The following is a 24,884-nucleotide window of genomic DNA, read 5'->3' as shown; positions in this document are numbered from 1 at the left end:
TTGTGACGATATTGGCATAGCAAGGCAAGTGCTGCGCGCGGCACGCGGGGCGAGCAGGACGGCCTAACGTGCTGTCCCGGGAGCGACTCTCCGCATAGTCCTGTCCGTGAGTATCCGCCTGCATCAGCGGGAACGCGTGGGACGGAAAGCACAACCGGGCGCACGCGGATTTCAGCATAAGGCGCGTATTCACCGGCATGAGACTCGGAACGCGCGCGGATCGGCAGAGCTTGCGTCCGCTCGCTGCGCGACGCGTTGCCGTTACGATCAATCCGCGGGGCATCCGAACAGGTTGACGTTACCCGCATCACGGCGACGGTATCGCGCATTGCGCCGGCTCATTGCACCTGCTAACTAATCCCCGCGTCTTCGTGCACGCGCAGCAGCCGATACCCGCTCTTATAAATGGGCCGCAACAGAAAGCCATTGCGCGGTTCGATCCGGAGCAGCACACGCAGTTGCGACACGTGGGTGTCGATCGTGCGCGTGAATTCGATCAGTTCGCGGCCCCACACCATCGTATAAATGTGATCGCGCGACATCACGCGGCCGATGTTGGAAAAGAACAGCATCGCGAGCCGGTACTGTGTGCGGGTGAGCGATACCGGTTCGCCGCGCAGCAGTGCCACCCTGCGGACCCGGTCGAAGCGGTACGGGCCGACTTCGAAACTCGCGGTCGTACAGTGCTCCGGATACGCGCGCCGCAGCAGCGCCGCGACGCGTGCGCGAAATTCGGCGGCACCCAGCGGCAACGCGAGGTAATCGTCGGCACCGTTGGTGAGTGCGCGCACCATGCTTGCCTCCGAGCGATCGCTGGATACGAACATGATCGGCAGGCGTTCGCCGGCAATCCGACGCACCAGCCCCAGCAACTCCGCGCCGGCGAGCCGCGCGCTCTGCCAGTCGAGCACCAGCAGATCCATCGTGGAATGAGCGAGCGCCCTCGACATCTCGAGGCCGTCTTCATAAGCGGTGCAGAAATGGCCGGCGCTCATCAGCACATGCTGGATCGACTGGCGCATGGCTGGGTCACGTTGAAGGACAGCAACACGCATAAAAGGAATCTCGAAGAGGAACACGTCATTCATTCTCGAAGGCGGCCTCTTGCTGTCCCATCGGAGCATTCCGATTTTGTGTCGGTGGCGGTGGTTACATCCACACTTCAGCCCGCGTCGAAACATGTCGCGCCGCAGCACGTTTACGATGAAGTCATGAACTCATCTACTTCCTCGTTCTCGCCCAAGCTCGGCCGTGTTCTCGCGACGGTCAGCGTCGGCTTCGTCGTCACGCAACTCGACGTGACCATCGTCAATATCGCGTTGCCTGGCATCGGCTCGAACCTGCACGCGAACGTCGCCGGACTGCAATGGGTCGTCGATGCCTACACGCTCGCGTTCGCGGTTCTGATGCTGTCGGCCGGCGCGCTCGGCGACCGCTTCGGCGTGCGGCGCATGTACGCGGCCGGCATCGTGCTGTTCGCGCTCGCGTCGCTCGCCTGCGGTTTCGCGTTCGACGCGCCGATGCTGGTCGCCGCGCGCGCGGTGCAGGGCATCGGCGCGGCCGGGATGCTGCCGAATTCACTCGCGTTGCTGAACCAGTCGTTCGGCCACGATCCGAAGTTGCGGGCTCGCGCGGTCGGTTTGTGGACTGCGTCGGGCGCGATTTCGATCGCCGCGGGGCCGGTGGCGGGCGGCCTGCTGATCGCCGCGTTCGGCTGGCGCAGCATCTTCCTCGTTAATCTGCCGATCTGCGCGGCCGGCCTGCTGGCAACGCTGCTGTGGATACCGCGTGCGCAGGGCGCGCAAGACGGTGCGGCGGGCGATGCATCCTCAGGCAACACAGGCACGGGCACACGCGCGGCCACAGCCCGTCGCGGCATCGACCTCGGCGGCCAGTGTCTCGCGATCGTCGCGCTAACCGCCTTCGTCGCCGCGGTAATCGAATGGCGTCCGCTCGGCTTCGCGCACCCGATCGTGGCCGGTGGGCTCGTCATTGCGCTGCTGGCGGCGGGCGCGTTCCTGTTCGTCGAAGCGCGCGTCGCGAGCCCGATGGTGCCGCTGTCGCTGTTCGGAACACGCACGTTCAGCGCGGCGGTGCTGTTCGGCATCTGCGTGAACCTGACGTACTACGGGATGGTGTTCGTGCTGAGTCTTTATCTGCAGCGCGTGCGCGGCTACACGCCGTTGCAGGCGGGACTCGCGTTCCTGCCGTTGACCGGCGGCTTCCTGATCTCGAACGTCGCGAGCGGCTGGGTGATCGGCCGTTTCGGCGTGCGCGTACCGATGATCGTCGGTGCTATCACCGCCTGCCTCGGCTATGGCCTGCTGCATCGGGTCGATGCCGCGACGCCGCTGATCGGCCTGCTGCTGCCGTTCCTGCTGATTCCGTCGGGCATGGGTCTAGCGGTGCCGGCGATGACCACCGCGGTGCTCGCGTCGACCGAAGCGAAGCGCGCGGGGACGGCCTCGGCGGTGTTGAACACCGCGCGGCAGGCGGGTGGCGCGGTGGGTGTGGCCGCCTTCGGCGCGCTCGCGAGCGGCGCGGCCGCGACGCAAATCGTCGCGGGGATGCAAACGGCAACCGCTATTTCCGTGGCACTGCTGGCACTGGGCGGCGTGCTCGCGTGTCTGGTGCATCCGGAACCGCACGCGACTGCATCAACGCATGCGCGTCGGCCGAGCGCGACGGCCAAGTGACTGACGCCGCAAGGTGACGGACAGCCACGCCGCAGTAACTGCTCACACGTACAAGAGAAGCTGAAAAAACAAACCCCCGCGATGCTCAACGCACCGCGAGGGTTTTCACATGCCAACCTGGCGACGCTGCGAGCGACACCGCGACTCGCCTCCCCACCCTGCATCGCCTACAGCGACGCCTCCTGAATCACACCGGTATCGACCGCGCGTTCGATCAGGCCATCGTCGCGAGCCTTGGCGATTGCATTGGCGATCAGTTTCTCCGGCTCCTCGATCTCGGCCTTGAGCGTACCGATAAATCCGGACGCGTCCAGAATCACCAGCGTCTTCGCCGATTCGGCAAGGCTGATGATCACGCGATGCGGCGTCGGCCCTTCGCCGAGACTTGCGCACAATTGCATAGGCTTGCCACCGATCATCTGCTCGAAATTCTCAATCATTATGTGCTCCCTTGATTGCCGCGAAGTGGAATGCATGCCGCGCCGGCGCTGCCGGTAGCGCGTCAGAGGCCGCCAAGGCCGCCGCGTGGCGCGCGTGCGCCATCGATGCTCAGGCGCCCCGCGCCGGTCACGAACAGCAGCAGGAAACCACCCGCGATACCGATGTTTTTCCAGAAGTGGATCACCATGTCGCGCTGCAACGCGGGGTCGGTGATGTTCCAGAAATCGTGGCCCAGCACCGCCGTCGCCACGGTGTACACGGCCATCAAAAGCGCCAGCGGACGCACCTTGAAACCGACCACCAGCAACAGCCCGCCGAGCACTTCGACGGCGGTGGCGATCGGCGCGGCGACCTGCACGAACGGCACGCCCTTCGAATGCAGATAGCCGACGAAACCCGCATAGCCCAGCAGCTTCATCACCCCGCTCCACAGAAACAGCACCGAAAGGGCCAGACGGGCGATGAAAATAATGCCGAAATCAACGGGACGCGACATGAGGGGCTCCTGTATTGAATAAGCAGCAGACCCGGATGGGCAGCCGCAGTTCCCCGCCTCGCCCCTGAGCATATGTGCAACGGCCGCCTTTTCCAAGCCCGGCCGGTGGCACCGCCGCGCTATGCGGCGCCCGTGCGGCGCTCAAGCTTGCGGATAAGTGGCGACCTCGATCAGATTGCCGTCGGGATCGCGGCAATACACGGACGTCATCTTGCCGCGCGCGCCGTCGCGCTCGACCGGCCCCGCCTCGATCGCGATGCCCTCGGCGAGCCAGTGAGCCTTGACGTCCGCCGGATTCGCGCGGGTGACGAAGCACAGATCCGCGCTGCCGGGCACCGCCTCTCGCGACGTGAACCATGCGACCGTATCGGCCGTCGCGGGACGCAGATTGATCTTCTGATTGCCGTAGGTCATCGCCACGCGCATGCCGCTGCGCGACGCGAATTCGGTGCGCCGCATGCCGAGCACGCGCGCATACCACGCGGCGCTGACGTCCACGTCCGCGACGTTCAGAACGAGATGATCGAGACTGTCTAGCTGGAAGCTCATGGGTTGGGTCCAGGTTTCGGTGCCGCCAGTAATACCCTTAACACGAGGCGACGCCAGGTCGCGCACCGGCAAGCGCTTATGCGCGCGGCGCGTCGGGCGCGAGCAGCACGCCCTTCGTGAATACGAAGCAACCGTAGCCGCGCTCTTCGCCGGTCGCGATCACGCAATAGGCCTTGCGCGCGCGCTCATAAAACGCGAAACGCTCGATCGACACGAACGGCACCTCACGCCCTTCCGCCGCATTGACCTCGGCTTGCGCTTCGCGCTGCACCGCCGGGATCGTATGCGGCTCGCCGACCACTTCCATGCGCGACGCGGGATGGTCGATGAACGTATCGAGCGGCAGCACCGACAGCACCGCGCGAACCGCACGCGGCGAACTGACGCCATCGACACGTAACAGCTTGCCGAGCACGGTATCGCGCGCAACCGATTCGGCCGGGAAATTCGCATCGCAGATAACGAGCTCATCGCCGTGGCCCATCGAGCGCAGCGCGTGCAGTATGTCGGCGTTCAGCAGCGGGTCCAGATTCTTCAGCACGGTGTCTCCTGATGGTGCGGTTGGTATGAGCGATCGCGCGTGGTTCGGGTCGGGCTCGCGCGCTGCAAAGCCGACTGCGCGCAGTTCACGCGCGCACAACGTATCGAGTCGTGCGTCGGCCGATGATGCTGCGCCGTCGCGCCGCATGGCGATGATCGACCGATTGTAGCAAGCAACGTTGCGCGCCTGTCTGGGCCGACTATCAACGCAAAGGAGGCTGTGCAGCTCTCATGCGCTGCACCGGCGCGCGCTGCTGTCGCCGAATGGCCGGGCCATGTGCAACTGTGCGCGATGCACAGGCCGGCGGCGGACCGATGGTTCTCCTTACCGCACTGCCAGCGCAACCAGCCGACCAACGCCAGCAGCAAAAGTCCCGCGCCGCCCAGCACCGGCTCGCGCCAGCCGAGCAGCGCGAAGAACATGAACGCCCGCGCGCCGGCGAGCAGAGCGAAGCCGGCAATCGCGCTCGATATCGTGTCGGCGGCGGCCGTCACGCGTGCCAGTGCGAAGCCGGCCTCAACGGTCGTGGACGCAGCGGGCTCATACATGATCGTCTCCAGTGAAAAACATCGTTACGCGACTGTGGTCAGGCAGCGCCGGCGGCCTCGTCGAGAAAGCCCGTGACCGCCTGCAAGCGCCCGTGTGCATCCACCACGCCGAAGTCCGAGCCCTTGACGATCGCGTCGCCCGCGGGCGTCGTCAGCGCCCACGAAAAACGCACACGATTGGCGAAGCCGTCGACGTCGGTCGTGCGGCGAAACGTGTGATGCGGAAAACGCTGATGCACCGCGTGGATCATCGCGTCGATGCCGTCGTGCCCGCTGCCGGCAAGCAACGGATCGCGATAGTCGGCATCCGCGCTCCAGATCGTCGCGATCAGCTCGCGACGGCGCGCGCCATCGGTCTCGTTCCAGGCGTCGAAATAACGGTCGATCAGATCGGTATGCGCATTCATTTCAAGCTCCTTGGTTGGCAACACTGAGCACTACGCTCGGCACGCGTCGCATGCAGCGGGCTCGGAGTGAAGATTGGCCGCTCGCGTGCATGGCGTCGATTACGTCGGAGGTAAGCAAACCGGAACCACGTTGCGTGACTGACTCGGCCATTTGGCCGAGTCGTCAGAACGCGCGCGCGTCGCTAACCTCGTGATCAATGGAAGCCGCGCGGTGCTTGCTCGCGGCGGGTATGCAATCCAACGGGGAACGGCGCAAGCCGCTTTATTGATATGAATTTGAAGCTTGCAAAAAAGTATCCTGACGGATACGATTTACAACAGATCGTCGCACCGCCCGTGTACACGATCCATCGCACCGAGGCGTTCGACGATTGGCTTGCCGGGCTCTCCGATTTACGGGCGAAGGCAAAAATTCTCGTGCGGATCCGGCGCGCGGAACTGGGGCATTTCGGCGACGTGAAGTTGCTGGAAAACGGTGTGTTCGAGATGCGTATCGATTGTGGTCCGGGCTACCGGGTCTACTACGCGCGCAATGGCGGCATGATGTATCTGCTGCTTTGCGGGGGCGACAAGTCCACGCAGCAGGCGGATATCCGGCATGCCGGAACCCTATGGGCAGCAATCAAAGAGGAAGGGGCATGAGCAAGATCAAAACCGCACCGTTCGATGCATCGCACTACCTGGACAGCGACGAAATGGTCGCTGAATATCTGAACGCCGCGCTCACGGATGGCGATCCCGACCTTCTGATCGCCGCCATCGCAGACGTCGCCAAAGCTCGTGGCATCACCAGAATCGCTGCCGACGCCGGGCTCGGGCGCGAAAGCCTCTACAAGACGCTCGCGCCCGGTTCAAAACCGCGCATGGATACCGTGTTCAAACTGCTGCGCGCGCTGGGCGTCAAGCTCAATGCGGTGCCGGCCAGTGCGGCGGCTGCGTGATTCTGGGTGCTGTCGTTGGGGTGCTGTCGTCGAGCCGTTGTCGCGGTGCCACGCGGTCCTGGCCCGCGTGCCGGCCGTCGGTCAGATCGGCTTACGCCATCCGCCGCGATGCCGCGCCACAAGCATGAAGAATCGTCAAGGCCGGTGCGATGGTTCGTCGTTCGCGGGTGGTGAGCACTGAAGCCGCTCGAACATTACGTCCTAGGTAATCGATTGCTCGCGCGCTTTGACTATGATCGATGGCATGAACTCACTCTCCCTTGCACCAGCCGCTTCTTCGCCCTCACCTGTCGCCAGCCGCACGGTTGGCGATCTGCTGCGCGAATGGCGGCAACGGCGACGGATGAGCCAGTTGCTGCTCGCCACCGAAGCCGATATTTCGACCCGGCATCTGAGCTTCGTCGAATCCGGCCGCGCGCTGCCTAGCCGGGAGATGGTCATGCATCTTGCCGAGCGGCTCGACGTGCCGTTGCGCGCACGCAATGCGCTATTGGTCGCGGCGGGTTACGCGCCGCTCTTTCGCGAACGTCCGTTGTCCGATCCGCAACTCGCGGCCGCACGCGAAGCCGTCGAACTCGTGCTCAAGGGCCACGAGCCCTACCCTGCATTGGCGATCGACCGGCACTGGACCATCGTCACGACCAACAACGCTCTCGCGCCGTTACTGAGCGGAGCGAGCCCCGAGCTGCTGATGCCGCCGGTAAACGCGCTGCGCCTGAGTCTGCATCCGCGTGGCATCGCGGCGTCGATCGTCAACTGGCATGCGTGGCGGGAACACGTGCTGGCACGCTTGCAACGGCAAATCGAAGTGAGCGGCGACGACACGCTGAGCGCACTGCGCGACGAACTGGCCACCTACCCGCCGCCACCGGACGCAGGCCCGGCGGACCCCGACGACACCCGCCTCAATCAGATCGCCGTGCCGCTACGGCTGCGCACGCCGCTCGGCGTACTGTCGTTTTTCAGCACCACCACCGTATTCGGCACGCCGGTCGACGTCACGCTGTCGGAACTGGCGATCGAAGCGTTCTTTCCAGCGGATCAGCAAACCGCTGCCGCGCTGCGCGAGTTTGCCGAGAGCCAGCGCGGCGAAGCCGCCGGCTAACATCGAACAGATTCAATGGGCGCTGCCGTATTGATGGAAAAGCATCGCAGCAAAGCGCTCAACGACTCGCTGCCGGTTCATGCATGCTCGGCCGCCGGCATGCGCTGACCTCCCCGCCCATGGCGCAACCACCCTGCTCAAACACACGATCCGTGCTAAGGTTTTTTGTTACATTTCCGGCCGCGATCCGACTGTCTGCAAACCGCAGCACCTGAATCGCGGCCTTTGTCCCGCAGCCTGTCAGTCAATTTATCCATGTCAGACCTTTCCACTTCGCTTCCGCGCCTGCCGCGGCGTTTCGATATCAATCCGAAACCGCTCGGCATCGCACTCGTCCTTATCGTGCTCGGCGCCGTCTATCTCGCGCAAAACGTCAGTGGCCGCCAGGCGGCACTCTATGTCGTCGGCGCCCTGCTCGGCATGTCGCTTTATCACGCGGCATTCGGTTTTACGTCGTCGTGGCGGGTTTTCATCGCCGACGGCCGCGGCGCCGGACTGCGCGCGCAGATGCTGATGCTCGCGCTCGGCGTGCTGCTGTTTTTTCCAGCGCTCGCGGCCGGCACGCTGTTCGGCCATCCGGTGACCGGGCTCGTCGCGCCGGCCGGCACGTCCGTGCTGGTAGGCGCGTTCATGTTCGGCATCGGCATGCAGCTTGGCGGAGGCTGCGCGTCCGGCACGCTGTACACGGTGGGCGGCGGCAGCACCCGCATGCTCGTCACGCTCGCGGCGTTCATCGTCGGTTCGGTCGTCGCCACCGCGCACATGCCGTTCTGGACCGCGTTGCCGTCGCTGAAGCCGCTTTCGATGGTGACGACGTTCGGCGCGGGCTGGGCGATCGCGCTGAATCTGGTCATTTTTGCCGTGATCGCGGCATTGACCGTGCTGGTCGAACGACGTCGCCACGGCCAGCTCGTCAACGAGACCGAGCGCGAACCGCATGCGTCGCCGTGGCTGCATGGCCCGTGGCCGCTGTTCGTCGGCGCGATTGCGCTCGCGGTGCTCAATTTCGCGACGCTCGCGCTGTCTGGACGGCCGTGGGGCGTCACGTCGGCATTCGCGCTGTGGGGTGCCAAGATTTTCGCCGCACTCGGCGTCGACGTCGCCAACTGGCCGTACTGGGCCGCACATGCCAACGCAGGCTCGTTGGCCGCGCCTGTTACACATGACGTCACGTCGGTGATGGACTTCGGCATCGTGCTCGGCGCCATGACGGCCGCCGCGCTCGCGGGCCGTTACGCGCCGGTCTGGAAAGTCCCGGCGCGTTCGTTGATCGCGGCCGTGGCCGGCGGCCTGATGCTCGGTTACGGGGCTCGCCTCGCCTACGGTTGCAATATCGGCGCCTATTTCAGCGGCATCGTGTCAGGCAGCTTGCACGGCTGGCTCTGGCTGGTCGCGGCTTTCGCCGGCAACGTGCTCGGCACGCGCCTGCGCCCGCTGTTCGGTCTCGAGGTCGAACGCATCCGCCAGACCGGTTGCTAGAAGTTACACATGTCGTTACAAATGCGGCTCCTGCTACACTCCTATTTGTAACTGGGGCCGCACCTACCCGTTACACTTCCAATCTGTCCCTCCAACGCCCCCTCCCGGCACAGCATTTATTACCGTTTATTGTGCTGCTTTCTATTTCCTTTCTAAATCGAAATCTGATTGGGCGGCCGCTAACGGCGCCCCGCCAATTGATCGGGTGATTTCCTCAAACGCCCGTGTAACAAGGGTTTTCGAGGATTAGAAGAGAGTCTCAGTCAGGCGACAATTCACCCGGCATCATCTATTACAGGCGCGTGAAAAACTTACCGAAAAATGATGCATTTTTCTGAGATATTTTTGCGACAAGGGATTGCTTTCTGTTTTTACCCTTCATACAATTCGACCCAAGCTGTTACGAAATGTAACTCCTTGTATCAAAGTTCGCTGGTTGTATCAGGCAGTGACATGTAGCCGGGGGATCGAGTCCGGTGAGGCAGAAAAGACATAACGGCGAAAAGCCGACATGAGTAATTCGGGGCTTCGGAAACAGAAAAAATGGACCGTAGCAGCGAGACGCTGGATTCAATCCGCGAAATAAATTTGTCTTACATCATGCTTGCGCAACGTATGTTGCGTGAGGACAAGCCGGTCGGCATGTTCCGTCTGGGCCTGTCGTCGGAACTGGCTGATCTGCTCGCCGGGCTGTCGCTCGCGCAGATCGTCAAGCTGGCCTCTTCCGATCAGCTTCTGTGCTTTTTCCGCTTCAACGACCACTCGATGCTGTCGGCATTGACGCAGACGACGAAGCACACCGCAGTTGCCCCGACCCACACGGCGATCCTGCTTGCAGGCCAGCCCGCCGAGCAGTTTGCCTGATCGAGGTGAGTGCAATGCTCAAGCGAAGCTTGACCGAAGACGCGCAGGAAGTATTTCGCGCGATCGCGCTGATCGAACTCGGCGCGCGCATGCAGGTGCTCGAAAGCGAACTGACGCTGTCGCGCGACCGCATGATCCGTCTGTACCGCGAGGTCAAGGGCGTATCGCCGCCCAAGGGCATGCTGCCGTTTTCGGCGGACTGGTATATGACATGGCTCGCGAACATCCACGCGTCGCTGTTCTATAACACGTACCTGTTCCTGAAGAACGAGGCGCGCTGCTCGCATCTGGATGCGCTGACCAAGGGATATCGGCTGTATCTGGAGCATTGCCAGCACAGCGATACCGAACCGGTACTCGACCTGACGCGCGCATGGACACTGGTGCGTTTCTTCGATGCCGACATCCTGCAATTGACCCGCTGCTGCCGCTGCACCGGCAAGTTCGTCGCGCACAAGCACGATCTGCAGCACAACGTCGTATGCGGCGCCTGCCAGCCGCCGTCGCGCGCCGGCAAGACGAAGAAGGCAGCCGCAGCCCGCCAGGAAGCACTCGAAGCAGCGCAGGTCGCGCAGGCCGCCTGAGTGGATTGACACAGAATCAAGCCGGCTCGGTCTGAAGATCGATTTAGATGGGCGCGCAGCCGGCCCAGAACAAAGCTCAATAAGAAGCTCAACAAAGAGCTCAATAAGAAAAAATTCGCGCAGTGAATTCGCACCTCAAAAGCCGGATACCGATCCAGCCTTTGAGGTGTTTTTCATGGCGAGACCCGCAGCGATCGCTGCGGCAATCGTCACATCAAGCGCCGCATCAACCGGCGAGCCCCACCGTCTGCGCAACGAGCCACAGGTTCGCCGCGCTGATCGCGGCGAACAACGTCCACGCGAGCAGCCGAGTCGGCAGCGTGTTGGCGAATTCGCCCATCAGCGCGCGGTCGCTCGTCATGCGGATCAACGGATAAAGCGCGAACGGCAGTTGCAGGCTCAGCACCACCTGGCTTGCGACGAGCAACTGGCCGACCGCGCCGTTACCCAGCATCTGTACGCCGATCAGCGCCGGAATCAGCGCGAGCGCGCGTGTGATGAAGCGCCGCTGCCAGCACGGAATCTTCATCCTCAGAAAGCCTTCCATGATCACCTGCCCCGCCACGGTGCCGGTGAAAGTCGAGCTTTGCCCCGACGCCAGCAGCGTGATCGCGAACAGAACCGCTGCGAAGCCGGTGCCGACGATCGGCGCGAGCAGGCGATACGCGTCCTCGATCTGCGTGACCTCTTTGTGCCCGGTCGAATAAAACGCCGCGGCGGCAAGAATCAGGATCGCCATGTTGATCAGCAACGCGAGTACCAGCGACGCGATCGTATCGATGCGCGACAGGCTGATCGCCGAGCGGATGCTGGCCGAATCGCGCTTCACCGCGCGGGTCTGCACGATCGACGAGTGCAGATACAGGTTATGCGGCATCACCGTCGCACCGAGAATGCCGATCGCGAGATACAGCGGCTCGCGCGAATTCAGCGCCTGCCATGACGGAATCAGCCCCTGCGCAACCGACGGCCAGTGCGGCCTCACGAGCGCGAGTTCGACGATGTAGCCAATGCCGATCGTCGCGATCAGACCGAGCATGATCGCTTCGAGATCACGGAAATTCTTGCCCTTCAGACCGAGCACGATCAGCGTGTCGAAGGCAGTCAGCAGCACGCCGGTGGTCAGCGAGCAATTGAATAGCAGATGAAACGCAAGCGCGCCGCCGAGCACTTCGGCGAGATCGCACGCGATGATCGACAGTTCCGCGAGCAACCATTGCACGCGCGCGACGCCCGGCGAGTAGCGCGCATTAGATAGCTGCGCGAGGTCGCGCCCAGTGGCGATACCGAGGCGCATGCTCAGGCATTGCAGCGCCATCGCCGCGAGGCTCGATAGCAGCACGACGAACAGCAGGCTGTAGCCGTAGCGCGATCCGGCTTCGATCGCGGTGGCCCAGTTGCCGGGGTCCATATAGCCGATCGACACCAGCAGACCAGGCCCCGCGAACTGCAGGATCTTTTTCCAGAACGGCGCGCCTGGCGAGACGGCAACCGAGCCCTGTACCTCGGACGGGCAGAACGGCGCGGTGGCGGTAGTGGGTAATTTGAAGAGCAAGCCGGAAATCTCTTGAGGGGAATCGACGCGACGCCGTGGGCGGGCGGTCGCGAGCCGCCTCAAGTGTACAAAGAAACCTCGGGCAATGTCCCGCATAGCGCGTAGCGGCCGACGTCGCGCACACGGTAGTCGAGCGGATCGTGCAGCGTGTGCACGCGCGCGTTGCGCCAGAAGCGGTCGAGTGCGAGCGCCGCATGTGTCGCGCGGGCGCCGCACGCATCGAACAGTTTTTCGCCGGCATCGAGCGCCGCCCGATGCGCGACGATCTTCGCTTCGGACGTTGCGAGCGCAACCTGCGCGCGCGTTTCGGCATCGAGTGACAGGCCGCGTTGCCATGCATCGTCGAGTGCATTCGCGGCACGCAACGCCAGTGCTTCGGCGCTGACGGTCTGCACGCGCATTTCGCCGAAACGCTGGATCAGATAGGGATCGTCGGTGGCCTTCGCCACGTCGGCATTGATCCACGGCCGGCCGTGTTCGTTCACATAGACGCGCGCTTCTTCGAGCGCGCCCTGCGCAATGCCGACGAACAGATTGATCAGCACCTGCTGCGAGATCAGCGTGCGCAGACTTGCATACGGTGTGTCGGGCCGCACGAGAACCTCGTCGCGCGCCACGTGGACCCGGGCAAACGACACGCTGCCGCTATCGGTTTGCCGCTGACCGATCGGATCCCAGTCGTCGTGAACGGTGATGCCGTCGCGGGTGGTCGGCACGACCGCGAACACCGGCTTGCCGGTGGCGGGATCGTGCGCGGACACGGTCATCATCTGCGAGCCGCGCGTGCCGGAGCAAAAGCCTTTCTGGCCGTCGAGCACGTAACCGCCATCGGCGCTTGCGGTCGCAACCAGCCGCGTGTCGAGCGGATTCACCGCATTGCCCCACCACCAGCGATGCTCGACGGTGTCGCGCAGATAACGCTCGCGTTGCCGCGGATTGCCCCACACGTCGATGCTCACCACTTGCAGACAGGTGAAGCCGAGCAGATGCGCGAGTGCGCTGTCGACTCGCGCAAGCTGGCGAATGGTGTCGTAGATCTCGGCCCAGCTCGCGCCGGTGCCGCCGAATTCACGCGGTACCGCGAGCCTCAGCAGCCCCGCATCGGCAATCCATTGTTTTTCCCGCGCCGCATGGCCGCCTTCGCGGTCGCGTTGCGCGGCGCTCGCATGCAACGCGGCAAGCAATGCGGAGAAGTCGATTGCCGGCTGCGTTTGCCGAGCTTCGCGAAGTTGCTCGATACCGTCATGCACGAAAGTCACTGACCTGGCTCTTTGTCGTCGTTGGTTTGATCCAAACGATCATAGAGAGCCACGCAATCACGGTCTACGAACCGATTCGCACAAGCAAAGCGCGAAAAGCGATTTGCACGAAAAAACGCCGGGCGGCGCTTGCGCGCGGCCCGGCGTTAGTAACGACATCGATGATGAGCCGGCCGTTCAGCCGGCGTAGCTAAGCCGTTAGCGCTTCGCCACTTGCTGTTGCGCCGAAGCGGAAGGCGCAGTAGCCGACGCGGCAGTCGCGTCCGACGCTGCCGAAGCCGCCCCAACCGCCGTACCCCCCGCTTGCACATCGCCCCAACCGCCGCCCATCGCGCGAATCAGATTCACGGTCGACACCGCCTGCGTACCCGCCAGATGGCTCGCCTGCAATTGCGACAACAGCACCTGCCGCTCGCCGTCGATCACATCCAGATAGCTGACCGCGCCCTCCGTGTACTGCGTGCGCGACAGATGCGCGGCCCGCTCGGACGCCTGAACCGCGTCGTTCTGCTCGCGGATCTGATCGTCGAGCAAACGTAGATCGGCGAGGTTGTCCTCGACTTCGCGGAACGCAACCAGCACCTGCTGACGATACTGCGCGACGTCCTCGTCGTACTTCGAGCGAGCTTGCGCGAGATTCGCGTTGCGGCGCCCGCCGTCGAACAGCGGCACGGTCAGCGCGGTGCCTGCGAACGGCCCGAGGATAAACGCGCGGCTCGACCACATGAACAGGTCGGCGAGCGTCGCCGATTCGAAGCCAAACGCACCGGTGATATCGAGCTTCGGGAAGTACGCCGACTTCGCGAGTCCGACGCGTGCGTTCGCTGCCTGCATCGCGCGTTCGGCCGCCGCGATATCGGGCCGCCGTTCCAGCAGCGCCGACGGCAAACCGGCCGGCACGCGCACCGTCACCGGCGCGAGCGGCGCTTCCGCAAACGAGAAATCCGCGGGCGGCTTGCCGAGCAGAATCGCGAGGCTATGCTCCGATGCCGCGCGCTGGCGCGCGACGCCGACCGCATCCGCACGCGCGCTCGCCAGTTCATTGCGGGCACGCGACAGATCCAGCTCGCTGATATCGCCTTCCTTGAAACGCCGCTCGACGAGCTTCAGCGTGTCCTCGCGCAACGCGACGGTACGGCGGTACAGATCCTGATCCGTATCCAGCTCGCGCAACTGGAAGTAGTTCTGCGCGACATCGGCCTGCAACGACAACTGCACCGAACGGAACAACGCTTCGCTCTGCTGCTCGTCCGCGCGCGACGCATTGACGTTCGAGCTAACCCGCCCGAACAGATCCGTTTCATACGACGCGCCGACCTGCGCGCGCCAGATCGTGCCGGTCGTACCGCCCGCGCTATCCGGCTGGAATTGCGATGCCGCCGACGCGCGCTCACGCGTCGGGCCGAAGCCCGCGTCCAGCTTCGGGAACCAGTCGGACTTCGCGGCCTGCGTAACCGCGCGCGCCTGTTGCACGCGCGCCGCCGCAGCCTTCAGATCCTGGTTCGCGGCAGCCGCCTGCTCTTCGAGTGCATCGAGCTGCGAGTCGCCGAACACCTTCCACCATTCGCCACGCAGCGCATCGTCGTTCGGCTGCGCCGCCTTCCACGTACCGGTGTTCTGTGCCGACGTCGCCGCCGCGCCGGACGCCGCCGAAGCAGCGGCCGCCGCGGGCGCTTCCTTGAACGCCGCCGGCGTATCGACATCAGGACGCTTGTACACGGGCTCGACCGAGCACGCGGCCAGCAGCGCGACCAGCAACGTGCTGGCCGCCGCGCGGCCCCATCCGCTCAACGAGCCCATGCCAGATTCAAAGCGATTCATTATTGTTTTCTCCTTCATACGTCCGTGACGGCCGGGCCATAGTGCGGCGCATCCTTCTGCGCGACGTGCACCGTGCCGCCCGCGAGCGTTCGCAACACCACATAGAACACCGGCGTGAGCATCAAACCGAACAGCGTGACGCCGAGCATGCCGAAGAACACCGCGATACCCATCGCGTGACGCATCTCCGAACCCGCGCCGCTCGACAGCACCAGCGGCACCACGCCCATGATGAATGCGATCGACGTCATCAGAATCGGTCGCAGACGCATGCGGCTCGCCTCGATTGCCGCCGCGAGCGGCGTGCGTCCATCGTGTTCGAGCTCACGCGCGAATTCGACGATCAGGATCGCGTTCTTCGCCGACAAGCCCACCAGCACCATCAAACCGATCTGCGTGAAGATGTTGTTGTCGCCACCGGTGAGCCACACGCCGGTCAGCGCGGACAGCATGCTCATCGGCACGATCAGGATCACCGCGAGCGGCAAGGTCAGGCTTTCGTACAACGCGGCGAGCACGAGGAACACCAGCAGCACGCTGATCGGGAACACCCACATACCCGCGTTGCCGGCGATGATCTGCTGATACGTCAGGTCGGTCCATTCGAGCTTCACGCCGTGCGGCAGCACCTCGGCAGCCACGCGTTCGGCCGCGGCCTGCGCCTGGCCCGACGAATAACCAGGTGCCGGGCCACCGTTGATGTCGGCCGCGGTGTAGCCGTTGTAGCGCACCACCATTTCCGGACCATACGTCGGCGTGACCGTGACGAGCGACGACAACGGCACCATGTCGCCAGCCGCGTTACGCGTCTTCAGTTGCAGGATGTCGTCGGCGCGTTGACGGAACGGCGCATCTGCTTGCACACGCACCTGATACACGCGGCCGAAGCGGTTGAAGTCGTTCACATACAGCGAGCCCAGATAAATCTGCATCGTGTCGAACACATCCGTGACCGGCACACCGAGTTGCTTCGCCTTCACGCGATCCAGATCGACGTTCAGTTGTGGCACGTTGATCTGATAGCTGGAAAACGTCGGGCCCAGTTCAGGCGTTTGCGCCGCGCGCTTCACGAATGCTTCAGCGGCCCTGTTCAACTCCGCGTAACCGACCGCGCCGTGATCTTCCAGCTGCATCTTGAAGCCGCCGAGCGTACCGAGACCCAGCACCGGAGGCGGCGGGAACACCGCGACGAACGAATCCTTAATCGCGCCATATTGCTGGTTCAGCGCACCGGCAATCGCACCGGCCGACAGCTTCTTGTTGCCGCGCTCCTTGAACGGCTTCAGCGTGACGAACACGATGCCCGCGCTCGAGCTATTCGTGAAGCCGTTCACCGACAAACCGGGGAACGCCACTGCGCTTTCGACGCCCGGCTGCTTCAGCGCGATCGCGCTCATATCGCGAATCACTTTTTCCGTGCGATCGAGCGACGCGCCGTTCGGCAGTTGCGCGAATGCAATCAGATACTCCTTGTCCTGCGCGGGTACGAAGCCGCCGGGCACCACGCGTGCCATCAGCACGGCCGCGCCAAGCAGGATCGCGTACACCGCCAGCATCGCACCCTTGCGCCGCAGCACGCCGGTCACGCCACGGCTATACGATTCCGAACCACGATGAAAGACCTTGTTGAAGCCGCGGAAGAAGCCACCGAGCAGGCGGTTCATCACGCGCGTCAGCCAGTCTTCCTTTTCGCCATGGCTGCGCAGCAACATCGCGGACAAGGCAGGCGACAGCGTCAGCGAATTGAACGCCGAGATCACCGTCGAGATCGCGATCGTCATGGCGAACTGCTTGTAGAACTGGCCCGTCAGACCCGTCATGAACGCGAGCGGCACGAACACCGCGACCAGCGTCAGCGCAATCGCGATGATCGGCCCACTCACTTCGCGCATCGCCTTATAGGTCGCGTCGCGCGCACTGAGCCCGCTTTCGATGTTCCGCTCGACGTTCTCCACCACCACAATCGCATCGTCGACCACGATCCCGATCGCGAGCACCATGCCGAACAGCGACAACGCATTGATCGAGAAGCCAAACGCCAGCAGCAGCGAGAACGTACCGACGATCGACACCGGCACCGCGATCAGCGGAATGATCGACGCACGCCATGTTTGCAGGAACACGATCACGACGATCACGACGAGCGCAATAGCTTCGAGCAGCGTATGGATCACCGCCTCGATACTCGAACGCACGAACTGCGTCGGGTCATACACGATCTTGTATTCGACACCGGCCGGCATGTCCGCCGACAATTCCTTCATCGCCGCGCGCACCTGCTCCGAGATCGCGAGCGAATTCGCACCCGGCGCCTGATTGATTGCCATTGCAACGGCAGGCTTGTTGTCGAGCAGCGAACGCAGCCCGTACTCCGACGCCGCGAGTTCGATACGTGCGATATCACGCAGATAGGTCACGCCACCGTCCGGCGCGGTCTTCACGATGATGTTGCCGAACTCGCCTTCGGTTTGCAGACGACCGCGCGCATTCACCGACAACTGCAACTGCGTGCCCGGCACCGACGGCGATGCGCCGATCACGCCGGCCGCCACCTGAATGTTCTGCTCGCGAATCGCATTCACGACTTCGGTCGCGGTCAGCCCGCGCTGCGCGACTTTCTGCGGATCGAGCCAGATACGCATCGAGTAATCGCCGGAACCCCACAGCTGCACTTCGCCGACGCCCTGAATCCGCGCGAGCCGATCCTTCACGTTGAGCAGCGCGTAATTGCGCAGATACGTCATGTCATAGCGATCGTTCGGCGAGATCAGATGCACGACCATCGTCAGCGTCGGCGAACTCTTGATCGTCGTCACGCCGAGGCGTTGCACGTCTTCCGGCAAACGCGGCAGCGCCTGGTTCACGCGGTTCTGCACGAGCTGCGTCGCGAGGTCCGGATCGGTGCCGAGCTTGAACGTGACGGTCAGCGTCAGATTGCCGTCGCTATTCGCTTGCGACTGCATATACAGCATGTTCTCGACGCCGTTGATCTGTTCCTCGAGCGGCGCGGCGACCGCCTCGGCGATCACCTTCGGATTCGCACCCGGATACTGCGCATGCACCACGACCGACGGCGGCACCACTTCCGGATATTCGGAAATGGGCAGCTTGAACAGCGAGATGATGCCCCCGAGCAGGATCAATACCGATAGCACGCCTGCAAAGATCGGGCGATCGATGAAGAATTTGGATATGTTCATGGGAAGCTCTTAGTGTTGGAGCAGGCGCCGCGTTGCGCTTGCCGCGCTTTCATCGACTGCAAGCACGGCACACACGGCGCGCTGGGCTCACGAATTCTTTGCCGCGCCGGCTGCCGCCTTCGCGCGCGATTGCGCGAGCGGCGCGCTGTTCGGGTCCTGATCGGTCGTCATCGGCACCATGTGCGCGCGCACCGCATCACCCGGCCGCACGCGCTGAATACCGTTCACGACGATGCGATCGCCCGCCTTCAGCCCGTCCTTGACGACACGCAGATTGCCCTGCATCGCACCCGTCGAGATCTCGCGGTACACGACGTGATTGCCCTGGTCGACCACCAGCACGAACTTCTTGTCCTGGTCAGTGCCGACCGCGGCATCGTCGATCAACAGCGCCGCATGCGGCGCGCTGCCGCCCACTTTCACGCGTGCATAAAGGCCCGGAATCAGCGCGCCGTCCGCGTTATCGAACTTCGCGCGCACGCGGATCGTGCCCGACGACGTATCGAGACGGTTGTCGAACGATTCGATCGTGCCGCTGCGCGAGTAGCCGGTTTCATCGGCGAGACCCAGTTCGACCGGCACCTTCGTGCCATCCTTCTCGCGACTCAGGTATTGCAGATACGTTTGTTCGTCAGCGTCGAACGATGCGTAGATAGGCGATACCGATACGAGTGTGGTCAACGGCGTCGAAGCCGCACCCGCCGATACGACGTTGCCCACCGTGATTTCCGCGCGTGACATACGGCCTGCGACCGGCGCGACGATCTTCGTATAGCCCAGATTAATGCGCGCGGTTTCGAGCGCGGCTTGCGCGGCCTTCAGGTTCGCGCTGGCTTCGCGCGCGGCGTTCTGCTTCTCGTCGTAATCGCGTTTGGCGATCGCGTTGTCGGGCAGCAGTCGTTGCGCGCGCTCCCAGTCGCTTTGCGTATAGCCGGTACGCGCCTGCGCGGCCGCGAGCTGCGCTTCCGCGCGATCTACTTCGGCCTGGTACGGGCGCGGATCGATCACGAATAGCGTGTCGCCCTTCTTCACGAGCGCGCCGTCCTTGAAGTTAACGGACACGATCGTGCCCGGCACCTGCGAACGTACGTCCACTTTTTCGACCGCTTCGAGCCGGCCCGAATAGCTCTGCCAGTCGGTGATGGTCTTTTGCACGACAGTGGCGACGTCGACCTCCGGCACGATGGTCGGCGCGGCCGGCGAGCTCGCGTCGACGCGAATCGCGCCGAACGTGCCGAGCCCGGCGACGACGACGACGGCTAGCACCGCGACCGCCACGCGGCGGCGGGAAAGAGGAAGGATAGTCATATAAAGCTCCCGGTATCGTTGATTAAAGTTCTGTTTATCGATGAGCGCGCGTGTCGAAGCGCCACTGAAAAAAGCGCACCGCTTCCTGCAAAGCGGGCGGATGATCGGCGAGCGCCGCATGCGACACGCTCGGAAAGCGCACCACCTGGGTCTGCACGCCGGCGTCGATCAGACTGCTCGCGTATTTCTCGGCCTCCACGTGCAACACGTCGTTCTGCGCGGTCGCGATCAACGTGGCCGGCAACCCCGCCAGCCGCGACGATTCGAGCGGTGCCGCGTACGGGTGCATACGCTGCGACGCCTGCGGCAGATACGCGCGATAGCACGCCGCGCACTCGCGCGCGGTGATGTCCGAGCCGAGGCGCTTTTCGTCGCCAAGGCGCGTGAGGCTCGGGTCGAGCATCGGGCCGAACAACGCCTGCGCGACGATCTGCACGTCGCCGCGATCGCGAGCAATGAACGCGAGGCAATTGGCCAGTTGCCCGCCCGCGTCATGGCCCGCGACGCCGATCTTTCTGCTATTGCCGCCAAATGCGCGCGCCCGCATCTGCACCCACAACGCTGCCCGGTGTGCGTCTTCGGGCGCGGCGGGAAACGGAAACTTCGGCGCGAGCGAGTAGCCGACCGACACGACTAGCGCCGGTAAGTGCTCTGCGAAATAGCGCGCGGCAAAGTCGGCCTGATCGACCGACCCCTTCGTAAAGCCGCCGCCGTGAAAATAAAGCAGTACCGGCAATGCGGTTTTTCTCGCGGGCCGGTAGAGCCGCAACGGGATTTCCTGTGCATGCCCTTCGATCCGCACTTCGGTCACTTCGAGTGTCGTGCCGCCGGTGTCCGTGGAATCGACTTCCGCGGGAACCAGCGGGAACGGCGATTTGAATGCATCCATGTCGAGCCGCGCAAATGCGCATAGAACTTCAATGCTGCGCATTGTCCATTCGGCAGACTCGTAAATAAATGCCTATAATCCGGCAACACAATTCGGTGCCTCTGAACAATCCGATGCGATTGCTCTGCGGATTCACTCCCGCCAGTGCGCCCGTCCTTTCTGGAGGTCTGCAATGGACCGGCTTCAGGCCATGCAAGTGTTCACCCGTGTCGTCGACACCAACAGCTTTACCCGCGCAGCGGAAACGCTCGATCTGCCGCGCGCGTCCGTCACGACGATCATTCAGAATCTCGAGTCGTTTCTCGGCACGCGCCTGATGCACCGGACCACCCGGCGTCTGTCGCTGACGCCCGACGGTGCCGCGTACTACGAGCGCTGCGTGCGCATCCTCGCCGACGTCGAAGAAACCGAGGCCAGTTTCCAGAGCGGCAACAAGAAGCCGCACGGCAAGCTGCGCATCGACATGCCCGGTTCGATCGGCCGCCTGATCGTGATTCCGTCGCTGTGCGAATTCCACACGCGCTATCCGGACATCGATCTGCAGCTCGGCCTGACCGATCGTCCGGTGGATCTGCTGCAGGAAGGCGTCGATTGCGTGGTACGCGTCGGCGCGTTGCAGGATTCGTCACTGGTCGCGCGCCGCATCGGTCTGTTCGAAGGCGTGACCTGCGCGGCACCGGACTACATCGAGCGCGCGGGCATGCCCGCTTCACTCGAAGACCTCGACAATCACAAGGCCGTCAACTACTTCTCGAGCCGCACGGGCCGCACACTCGATTGGGCGTTCATGGTCGAAGGCAAAGAGGTGGAAGTGAAAATGAAAAGCATCGTGTCGGTCAACGACGCCGATGCCTACGTGACCTGCGGACTCGAAGGTTTCGGGCTGATTCAGCCCGCGCGTTTCATGGTGCTGCCGCATCTGCGTTCGGGGCAACTCGTCGAAGTACTGCCCGAGTTGAAGCCGATGCCGATGCCAATTTCGGCAGTCTATCCGCACAGCCGTCATCTGTCGCCGAAAGTCCGCGTTTTCGTAGACTGGATCGCGGAGGTGTTCGATCGTTGCCCGTTGTTGAGCGGACGCGGCAGTCTCGACGCGGCCTGCACGCAGCGCACATTCGAAGAGCGCGAGTCGGCGCCGGCACTCGATACGCCGATGGTGACCGAGTGGGTTGCATAAGCAATCGAACAGATCGTGCCGCGGATGAGCTACCCGAGTGCGAAGCACCTATTCACACGCACTCGGGTAGTGCAAAAGAAGTACAGCAATTGAAACAATGAATTCCAGGTTGCGCGCCAATACCTCCGCGTCAACGCAATAACCCCTTCCAGCAAGGCCTTTTCCGCGATTGTTCCGGAATCGCGACAATTCATTTCGTGAAAGTGCGATTTATCCGCACTGTGCCGAAGTCTACATTTCACCCTGTCGCAGCGCCCGATGCGCTGCCAACGAATCGACAGGAGTGAATCATGAAACGCAATCTGCTCGCAGGCCTCGCCCTCTCGCTGCTCGTCAGTGCTCCCGCATTCGCGCAAGGCGGCGGCGGTATTGGCCGCGCCGGCACGTATGACACGCAACCAGCGCCGACAGCGAGCACGAAAACGCGCGCCGAAGTCAAAGCGGAACTGGTCGCCGCGTATCGCGACGGCTCGTTGCCCGCGCTCAATCGCACGTCGTATCCGGACAAAGGCCTGATCGGGCAAACGCAAGCCGCCCGCATCGCGCTGCAAGAAGGCAACGATAACGACGTGACGCGCGTCGCCAAGGGCCAATAAGCCGCTCACGTATCGATCCGCACACCGCCACCATAACGACTGGATTCCACGAGAAATCGTCGTTACGGCAAGGCTTGAACACTCTTTATCAAGGAGCACATCATGGCACCGTCAGAACTCGATCACTGGGATAGCGACACGCCTGTGTGGACGCCGTATCGGCCCACGCAGCACTAACACACAGCACTAAGCTCGACCGGTCAGCCGCGGCATTGGTCGTGATGCGCCCGCGCGATCGCCGCGCGGGCGCATTGCTTTTGAAAGCTACTGCCGCCGCTGGCGACGTTCCGCCCGATGTTTCCCTATAATCGATAGTTCTCCCCACGCAGCGTCTTCATGCGCTTCACCACAGGAGCATCACGATGGATTATGTGAAACTCGGCCGCACCGGTCTGGATGTCTCGCGGATTTGTCTCGGTTGCATGAGCTATGGTGTGCCGTCGCGCGGCACGCACCCCTGGTCGCTCGACGACGAAGCCGCGCGCCCGTTCATCAAGCAGGCGCTCGATCACGGCATCAATTTCTTCGATACTGCGAACGTCTATTCGGACGGCACCAGCGAGGAAATCGTCGGCCGCGCGCTCAAGGATTTTGCCAAGCGCGATGAAATCGTGCTGGCCACCAAGGTCAATAGCCGCATGCGTCCGGGCCCGAACGGCGCGGGCCTGTCGCGCAAGGCGATCATGGCGGAAATCGATCACAGCCTGCGGCGTCTCGGCACGGACTACGTGGATCTGTACCAGATCCATCGCTGGGACTACGGCACGCCGATCGAAGAAACCATGGAAGCGCTGCACGATGTCGTGAAGGCTGGCAAGGCGCGTTATATCGGCGCATCGTCGATGTACGCATGGCAGTTCGCAAAGGCGCTGCACGTGGCCGAAAGCAACGGCTGGACGCGTTTCGTGACGATGCAGAACTATGTGAATCTGCTGTATCGCGAGGAAGAGCGCGAAATGCTGCCGCTGTGCGAAAGCGAAGGCATCGGCGTGATTCCGTGGAGTCCGCTTGCGCGCGGCCGTTTGACGCGCGACTGGGACACCGAAAGCGCGCGCTCGGAAACCGACGCATTCGGCCGCACGCTTTACGCGCAGACTCAGGACGCGGACCGGCGCATCGTCGAACGCGTCAGCGAGATTGCGAAGGAACGCGGCGTGCCGCGCGCACAGGTCGCGCTAGCGTGGGTGTTGCAGAAGCAGCCGATTACCGCGCCGATCGTCGGTGCGACCAAGCTGCATCACCTCGACGATGCGGTTGCGGCGCTGTCGCTGAAGCTGACTGAAGACGAGATCCGCCGGCTCGAAGAACTGTATGTGCCGCATGCGGTGTCCGGCTTCCAGTAAGCGCCGCGTAGTGGAATGAAATGACGAAGGGCGGAATGGAGCGTGGCAAATCACGCTTCATTCCGCCCTTCGTCGCAATCTGAACCGCAAGTATGAATCGCGTTTAACTCCGCGGCACGTCCGGTTCGAAAAACACCCAACGTACCTGCGGAAACGTCGCCTGCAAATCGGCTTCGATCACGTTGATCGCATCCACCATCGCACGGCCGCTCGCATAGTCGATCATTTCGGCCTGCACCGCCACGACGACGTGACGTCCCCATTGCAGCGTGATCATATTGATGATGCTGCGAATCTCCGGACGCGCGCGCAGATGCGCTTCGATCGCGCGACGCACTTCCGGGCTCGCCGATTCACCGACGAGCATCGATTTCACCTCGCGCGCGACGAGCCACGCGATGGTCATCAGCAGAAAGCCCACACCGACCGAACCGAGCGCGTCATACACCGGATTGCCGGTCAGCATCGTCAGCAGCACCGCGACGAACGCAATCGCGAGACCGAACAGTGCCGCGATATCCTCGCCGGCCACGACCAGCAGATCGGATTCGCGCGTCTCGCGAAACCAGCGCCACAAGTTCTTGTCCGGATGCGTCTTGCGAATCTCCTTGAGAGCGCCCCACAGCGACAGTGCCTCAAGCACCACCGACACACCGAGCACCGCCAACGCGACAAACGCAAACTGCAACGGCTCGCGGGCAATCAGCCGATGCACGCCTTCATAGACGGAAAACGCGCCGCCGACGAAGAACAGCAGCAGCGCCACCAGCAGCGAATAGAAATTGACTTCGCGACCGCTGCCCATCGGATGCAACGCGCTGACCGGCTTGCGCGCTTCGCGCAAGCCGAATAGCAGCAGCAGTTGATTGCCGCAATCGGCGGTCGAGTGAATCGCTTCGGCGAACATCGAACCGGAGCCCGTGAACGCCGCCGCCGCGTACTTGAAGATGGCGATGCCGAGGTTGGCGGCGAGTGCGTAGAAAATGGCTTTCGGCGATTCTTCTTTCATCGTCGGGAGGGCGTCCGTGAAGTTTGCAGGGCGTCGCCGATCGGCAAGACGATCGGCACGACGCCGTATTATGGCC

At 63.3% G+C, this 24,884-nt stretch carries 24 protein-coding genes; 10 read left to right on the top strand and 14 right to left on the bottom strand.

Features of this window, described 5'->3' with window-relative positions:
* Nucleotides 1-350: 350 nt before the first annotated feature.
* Nucleotides 351-1,055 carry a response regulator transcription factor gene (locus tag L0U82_RS22220; RefSeq protein ID WP_233834521.1) on the bottom strand — a complete coding sequence of 235 codons (705 nt, stop codon included), beginning with the start codon at nt 1,053-1,055 and terminating at the stop codon, nt 351-353.
* Between the two features lie 156 nt (nt 1,056-1,211).
* On the opposite strand from L0U82_RS22220, the gene L0U82_RS22215 reads away from it, so the two are divergent.
* The gene (locus L0U82_RS22215; protein ID WP_233834519.1) at nt 1,212-2,696 is read left to right on the top strand and encodes an MFS transporter; all 1,485 of its coding nucleotides are present in this window, start codon (nt 1,212-1,214) and stop codon (nt 2,694-2,696) included.
* Between the two features lie 167 nt (nt 2,697-2,863).
* Here L0U82_RS22215 and L0U82_RS22210 read toward each other — a convergent pair whose 3' ends face one another.
* The 6 genes from L0U82_RS22210 to L0U82_RS22185 all read right to left on the bottom strand — a co-directional run bounded on the left by L0U82_RS22210 (nt 2,864) and on the right by L0U82_RS22185 (nt 5,678).
* On the bottom strand, nt 2,864-3,136 hold the full coding sequence (locus L0U82_RS22210; protein WP_233834517.1) for a hypothetical protein: 273 nt from the start codon (nt 3,134-3,136) through the stop codon (nt 2,864-2,866).
* Nucleotides 3,137-3,198: 62 nt separating this feature from the next.
* The gene (locus tag L0U82_RS22205) at nt 3,199-3,633 is read right to left on the bottom strand and encodes a DoxX family protein (protein ID WP_233834514.1); all 435 of its coding nucleotides are present in this window, start codon (nt 3,631-3,633) and stop codon (nt 3,199-3,201) included.
* Between the two features lie 141 nt (nt 3,634-3,774).
* Nucleotides 3,775-4,182 carry a VOC family protein gene (locus L0U82_RS22200; protein ID WP_233834512.1) on the bottom strand — a complete coding sequence of 136 codons (408 nt, stop codon included), beginning with the start codon at nt 4,180-4,182 and terminating at the stop codon, nt 3,775-3,777.
* A gap of 76 nt (nt 4,183-4,258) precedes the next feature.
* The gene (locus tag L0U82_RS22195) at nt 4,259-4,723 is read right to left on the bottom strand and encodes an RbsD/FucU family protein (RefSeq protein WP_233834510.1); all 465 of its coding nucleotides are present in this window, start codon (nt 4,721-4,723) and stop codon (nt 4,259-4,261) included.
* On the bottom strand, nt 4,717-5,271 hold the full coding sequence (locus L0U82_RS39985) for a hypothetical protein (RefSeq protein WP_233834508.1): 555 nt from the start codon (nt 5,269-5,271) through the stop codon (nt 4,717-4,719). Before L0U82_RS39985 ends, L0U82_RS22195 begins: the two co-directional genes overlap by 7 nt.
* A 38-nt stretch (nt 5,272-5,309) precedes the next feature.
* Nucleotides 5,310-5,678 carry a nuclear transport factor 2 family protein gene (locus tag L0U82_RS22185; RefSeq protein ID WP_233834507.1) on the bottom strand — a complete coding sequence of 123 codons (369 nt, stop codon included), beginning with the start codon at nt 5,676-5,678 and terminating at the stop codon, nt 5,310-5,312.
* A 270-nt stretch (nt 5,679-5,948) separates the two neighbouring features.
* On the opposite strand from L0U82_RS22185, the gene L0U82_RS22180 reads away from it, so the two are divergent.
* The 6 genes from L0U82_RS22180 to flhC all read left to right on the top strand — a co-directional run bounded on the left by L0U82_RS22180 (nt 5,949) and on the right by flhC (nt 10,651).
* A complete protein-coding gene (locus tag L0U82_RS22180) occupies nt 5,949-6,320 on the top strand; it encodes a type II toxin-antitoxin system RelE/ParE family toxin (RefSeq protein WP_233834505.1) in 372 nt (123 codons plus the stop codon).
* Nucleotides 6,317-6,619, top strand: a complete 303-nt coding sequence (locus tag L0U82_RS22175; RefSeq protein ID WP_233834503.1) for an addiction module antidote protein — start codon at nt 6,317-6,319, stop codon at nt 6,617-6,619. Before L0U82_RS22180 ends, L0U82_RS22175 begins: the two co-directional genes overlap by 4 nt.
* 244 nt (nt 6,620-6,863) lie before the next feature.
* Nucleotides 6,864-7,724, top strand: coding sequence for a helix-turn-helix domain-containing protein (locus tag L0U82_RS22170; RefSeq protein WP_233834501.1), 861 nt, complete (start codon nt 6,864-6,866; stop codon nt 7,722-7,724).
* A 255-nt stretch (nt 7,725-7,979) separates the two neighbouring features.
* Nucleotides 7,980-9,203 carry a YeeE/YedE family protein gene (locus tag L0U82_RS22165; RefSeq protein ID WP_233834499.1) on the top strand — a complete coding sequence of 408 codons (1,224 nt, stop codon included), beginning with the start codon at nt 7,980-7,982 and terminating at the stop codon, nt 9,201-9,203.
* A 543-nt stretch (nt 9,204-9,746) separates the two neighbouring features.
* Complete coding sequence (flhD, locus tag L0U82_RS22160; protein ID WP_075297569.1) at nt 9,747-10,067, top strand: flagellar transcriptional regulator FlhD; 321 nt, start codon at nt 9,747-9,749, stop codon at nt 10,065-10,067.
* 14 nt (nt 10,068-10,081) lie between these two features.
* Nucleotides 10,082-10,651 carry a flagellar transcriptional regulator FlhC gene (gene flhC / locus L0U82_RS22155; RefSeq protein ID WP_233834497.1) on the top strand — a complete coding sequence of 190 codons (570 nt, stop codon included), beginning with the start codon at nt 10,082-10,084 and terminating at the stop codon, nt 10,649-10,651.
* A 226-nt stretch (nt 10,652-10,877) separates the two neighbouring features.
* Here flhC and L0U82_RS22150 read toward each other — a convergent pair whose 3' ends face one another.
* The 6 genes from L0U82_RS22150 to L0U82_RS22125 all read right to left on the bottom strand — a co-directional run bounded on the left by L0U82_RS22150 (nt 10,878) and on the right by L0U82_RS22125 (nt 20,683).
* On the bottom strand, nt 10,878-12,206 hold the full coding sequence (locus L0U82_RS22150) for an Nramp family divalent metal transporter (protein ID WP_233834496.1): 1,329 nt from the start codon (nt 12,204-12,206) through the stop codon (nt 10,878-10,880).
* A gap of 59 nt (nt 12,207-12,265) precedes the next feature.
* Nucleotides 12,266-13,444, bottom strand: a complete 1,179-nt coding sequence (locus L0U82_RS22145) for an acyl-CoA dehydrogenase family protein (protein WP_442793692.1) — start codon at nt 13,442-13,444, stop codon at nt 12,266-12,268.
* Nucleotides 13,445-13,663: 219 nt separating this feature from the next.
* On the bottom strand, nt 13,664-15,286 hold the full coding sequence (locus tag L0U82_RS22140) for an efflux transporter outer membrane subunit (protein ID WP_233834495.1): 1,623 nt from the start codon (nt 15,284-15,286) through the stop codon (nt 13,664-13,666).
* Nucleotides 15,287-15,300: 14 nt separating this feature from the next.
* On the bottom strand, nt 15,301-18,486 hold the full coding sequence (locus L0U82_RS22135) for an efflux RND transporter permease subunit (RefSeq protein ID WP_233834494.1): 3,186 nt from the start codon (nt 18,484-18,486) through the stop codon (nt 15,301-15,303).
* A gap of 87 nt (nt 18,487-18,573) precedes the next feature.
* Complete coding sequence (locus L0U82_RS22130; RefSeq protein ID WP_233834493.1) at nt 18,574-19,794, bottom strand: efflux RND transporter periplasmic adaptor subunit; 1,221 nt, start codon at nt 19,792-19,794, stop codon at nt 18,574-18,576.
* A 34-nt stretch (nt 19,795-19,828) separates the two neighbouring features.
* A complete protein-coding gene (locus L0U82_RS22125; RefSeq protein WP_233837446.1) occupies nt 19,829-20,683 on the bottom strand; it encodes an alpha/beta hydrolase in 855 nt (284 codons plus the stop codon).
* A 172-nt stretch (nt 20,684-20,855) separates the two neighbouring features.
* Between L0U82_RS22125 and L0U82_RS22120 the strand changes: the two genes are divergently transcribed.
* From L0U82_RS22120 to L0U82_RS22110, 3 genes are all read left to right on the top strand, one after another.
* Complete coding sequence (locus tag L0U82_RS22120) at nt 20,856-21,860, top strand: LysR family transcriptional regulator (protein ID WP_233834492.1); 1,005 nt, start codon at nt 20,856-20,858, stop codon at nt 21,858-21,860.
* Nucleotides 21,861-22,150: 290 nt separating this feature from the next.
* Entirely contained in the window at nt 22,151-22,456 is a 306-nt protein-coding gene (locus L0U82_RS22115; protein ID WP_233834491.1) for a DUF4148 domain-containing protein, read from the top strand.
* A 362-nt stretch (nt 22,457-22,818) separates the two neighbouring features.
* Nucleotides 22,819-23,799 carry an aldo/keto reductase gene (locus tag L0U82_RS22110; RefSeq protein ID WP_233834489.1) on the top strand — a complete coding sequence of 327 codons (981 nt, stop codon included), beginning with the start codon at nt 22,819-22,821 and terminating at the stop codon, nt 23,797-23,799.
* A 103-nt stretch (nt 23,800-23,902) separates the two neighbouring features.
* On the opposite strand, the gene L0U82_RS22105 is transcribed toward L0U82_RS22110, so the two are convergent.
* Nucleotides 23,903-24,808: a cation diffusion facilitator family transporter gene (locus tag L0U82_RS22105; RefSeq protein WP_233834488.1), complete on the bottom strand. Its 906-nt coding sequence runs from the start codon at nt 24,806-24,808 to the stop codon at nt 23,903-23,905.
* Nucleotides 24,809-24,884: the final 76 nt, after the last annotated feature.

Origin of the sequence: Paraburkholderia sp. ZP32-5 (genome assembly GCF_021390495.1) — a bacterium.
Lineage (GTDB): Bacteria > Pseudomonadota > Gammaproteobacteria > Burkholderiales > Burkholderiaceae > Paraburkholderia.
Note: the sequence above shows the minus strand (reverse complement) of the source record. Positions and strands in the feature narration are given on the sequence as shown.

Bases quoted from the DNA above. Each gene is read 5' to 3' on its own strand.
- L0U82_RS22220 (WP_233834521.1), bottom strand. From the start codon at position 1,055: ATGCGTGTTGCTGTCCTTCAACGTGACCCAGCCATGCGCCAGTCGATC.
- L0U82_RS22215 (WP_233834519.1), top strand. From the start codon at position 1,212: ATGAACTCATCTACTTCCTCGTTCTCGCCCAAGCTCGGCCGTGTTCTC.
- L0U82_RS22210 (WP_233834517.1), bottom strand. From the start codon at position 3,136: ATGATTGAGAATTTCGAGCAGATGATCGGTGGCAAGCCTATGCAATTG.
- L0U82_RS22205 (WP_233834514.1), bottom strand. From the start codon at position 3,633: ATGTCGCGTCCCGTTGATTTCGGCATTATTTTCATCGCCCGTCTGGCC.
- L0U82_RS22200 (WP_233834512.1), bottom strand. From the start codon at position 4,182: ATGAGCTTCCAGCTAGACAGTCTCGATCATCTCGTTCTGAACGTCGCG.
- L0U82_RS39985 (WP_233834508.1), bottom strand. From the start codon at position 5,271: ATGTATGAGCCCGCTGCGTCCACGACCGTTGAGGCCGGCTTCGCACTG.
- L0U82_RS22185 (WP_233834507.1), bottom strand. From the start codon at position 5,678: ATGAATGCGCATACCGATCTGATCGACCGTTATTTCGACGCCTGGAAC.
- L0U82_RS22180 (WP_233834505.1), top strand. From the start codon at position 5,949: ATGAATTTGAAGCTTGCAAAAAAGTATCCTGACGGATACGATTTACAA.
- L0U82_RS22175 (WP_233834503.1), top strand. From the start codon at position 6,317: ATGAGCAAGATCAAAACCGCACCGTTCGATGCATCGCACTACCTGGAC.
- L0U82_RS22170 (WP_233834501.1), top strand. From the start codon at position 6,864: ATGAACTCACTCTCCCTTGCACCAGCCGCTTCTTCGCCCTCACCTGTC.
- L0U82_RS22165 (WP_233834499.1), top strand. From the start codon at position 7,980: ATGTCAGACCTTTCCACTTCGCTTCCGCGCCTGCCGCGGCGTTTCGAT.
- flhD (WP_075297569.1), top strand. From the start codon at position 9,747: ATGGACCGTAGCAGCGAGACGCTGGATTCAATCCGCGAAATAAATTTG.
- flhC (WP_233834497.1), top strand. From the start codon at position 10,082: ATGCTCAAGCGAAGCTTGACCGAAGACGCGCAGGAAGTATTTCGCGCG.
- L0U82_RS22140 (WP_233834495.1), bottom strand. From the start codon at position 15,286: ATGAATCGCTTTGAATCTGGCATGGGCTCGTTGAGCGGATGGGGCCGC.
- L0U82_RS22135 (WP_233834494.1), bottom strand. From the start codon at position 18,486: ATGAACATATCCAAATTCTTCATCGATCGCCCGATCTTTGCAGGCGTG.
- L0U82_RS22130 (WP_233834493.1), bottom strand. From the start codon at position 19,794: ATGACTATCCTTCCTCTTTCCCGCCGCCGCGTGGCGGTCGCGGTGCTA.
- L0U82_RS22125 (WP_233837446.1), bottom strand. From the start codon at position 20,683: ATGGATGCATTCAAATCGCCGTTCCCGCTGGTTCCCGCGGAAGTCGAT.
- L0U82_RS22120 (WP_233834492.1), top strand. From the start codon at position 20,856: ATGGACCGGCTTCAGGCCATGCAAGTGTTCACCCGTGTCGTCGACACC.
- L0U82_RS22115 (WP_233834491.1), top strand. From the start codon at position 22,151: ATGAAACGCAATCTGCTCGCAGGCCTCGCCCTCTCGCTGCTCGTCAGT.
- L0U82_RS22110 (WP_233834489.1), top strand. From the start codon at position 22,819: ATGGATTATGTGAAACTCGGCCGCACCGGTCTGGATGTCTCGCGGATT.
- L0U82_RS22105 (WP_233834488.1), bottom strand. From the start codon at position 24,808: ATGAAAGAAGAATCGCCGAAAGCCATTTTCTACGCACTCGCCGCCAAC.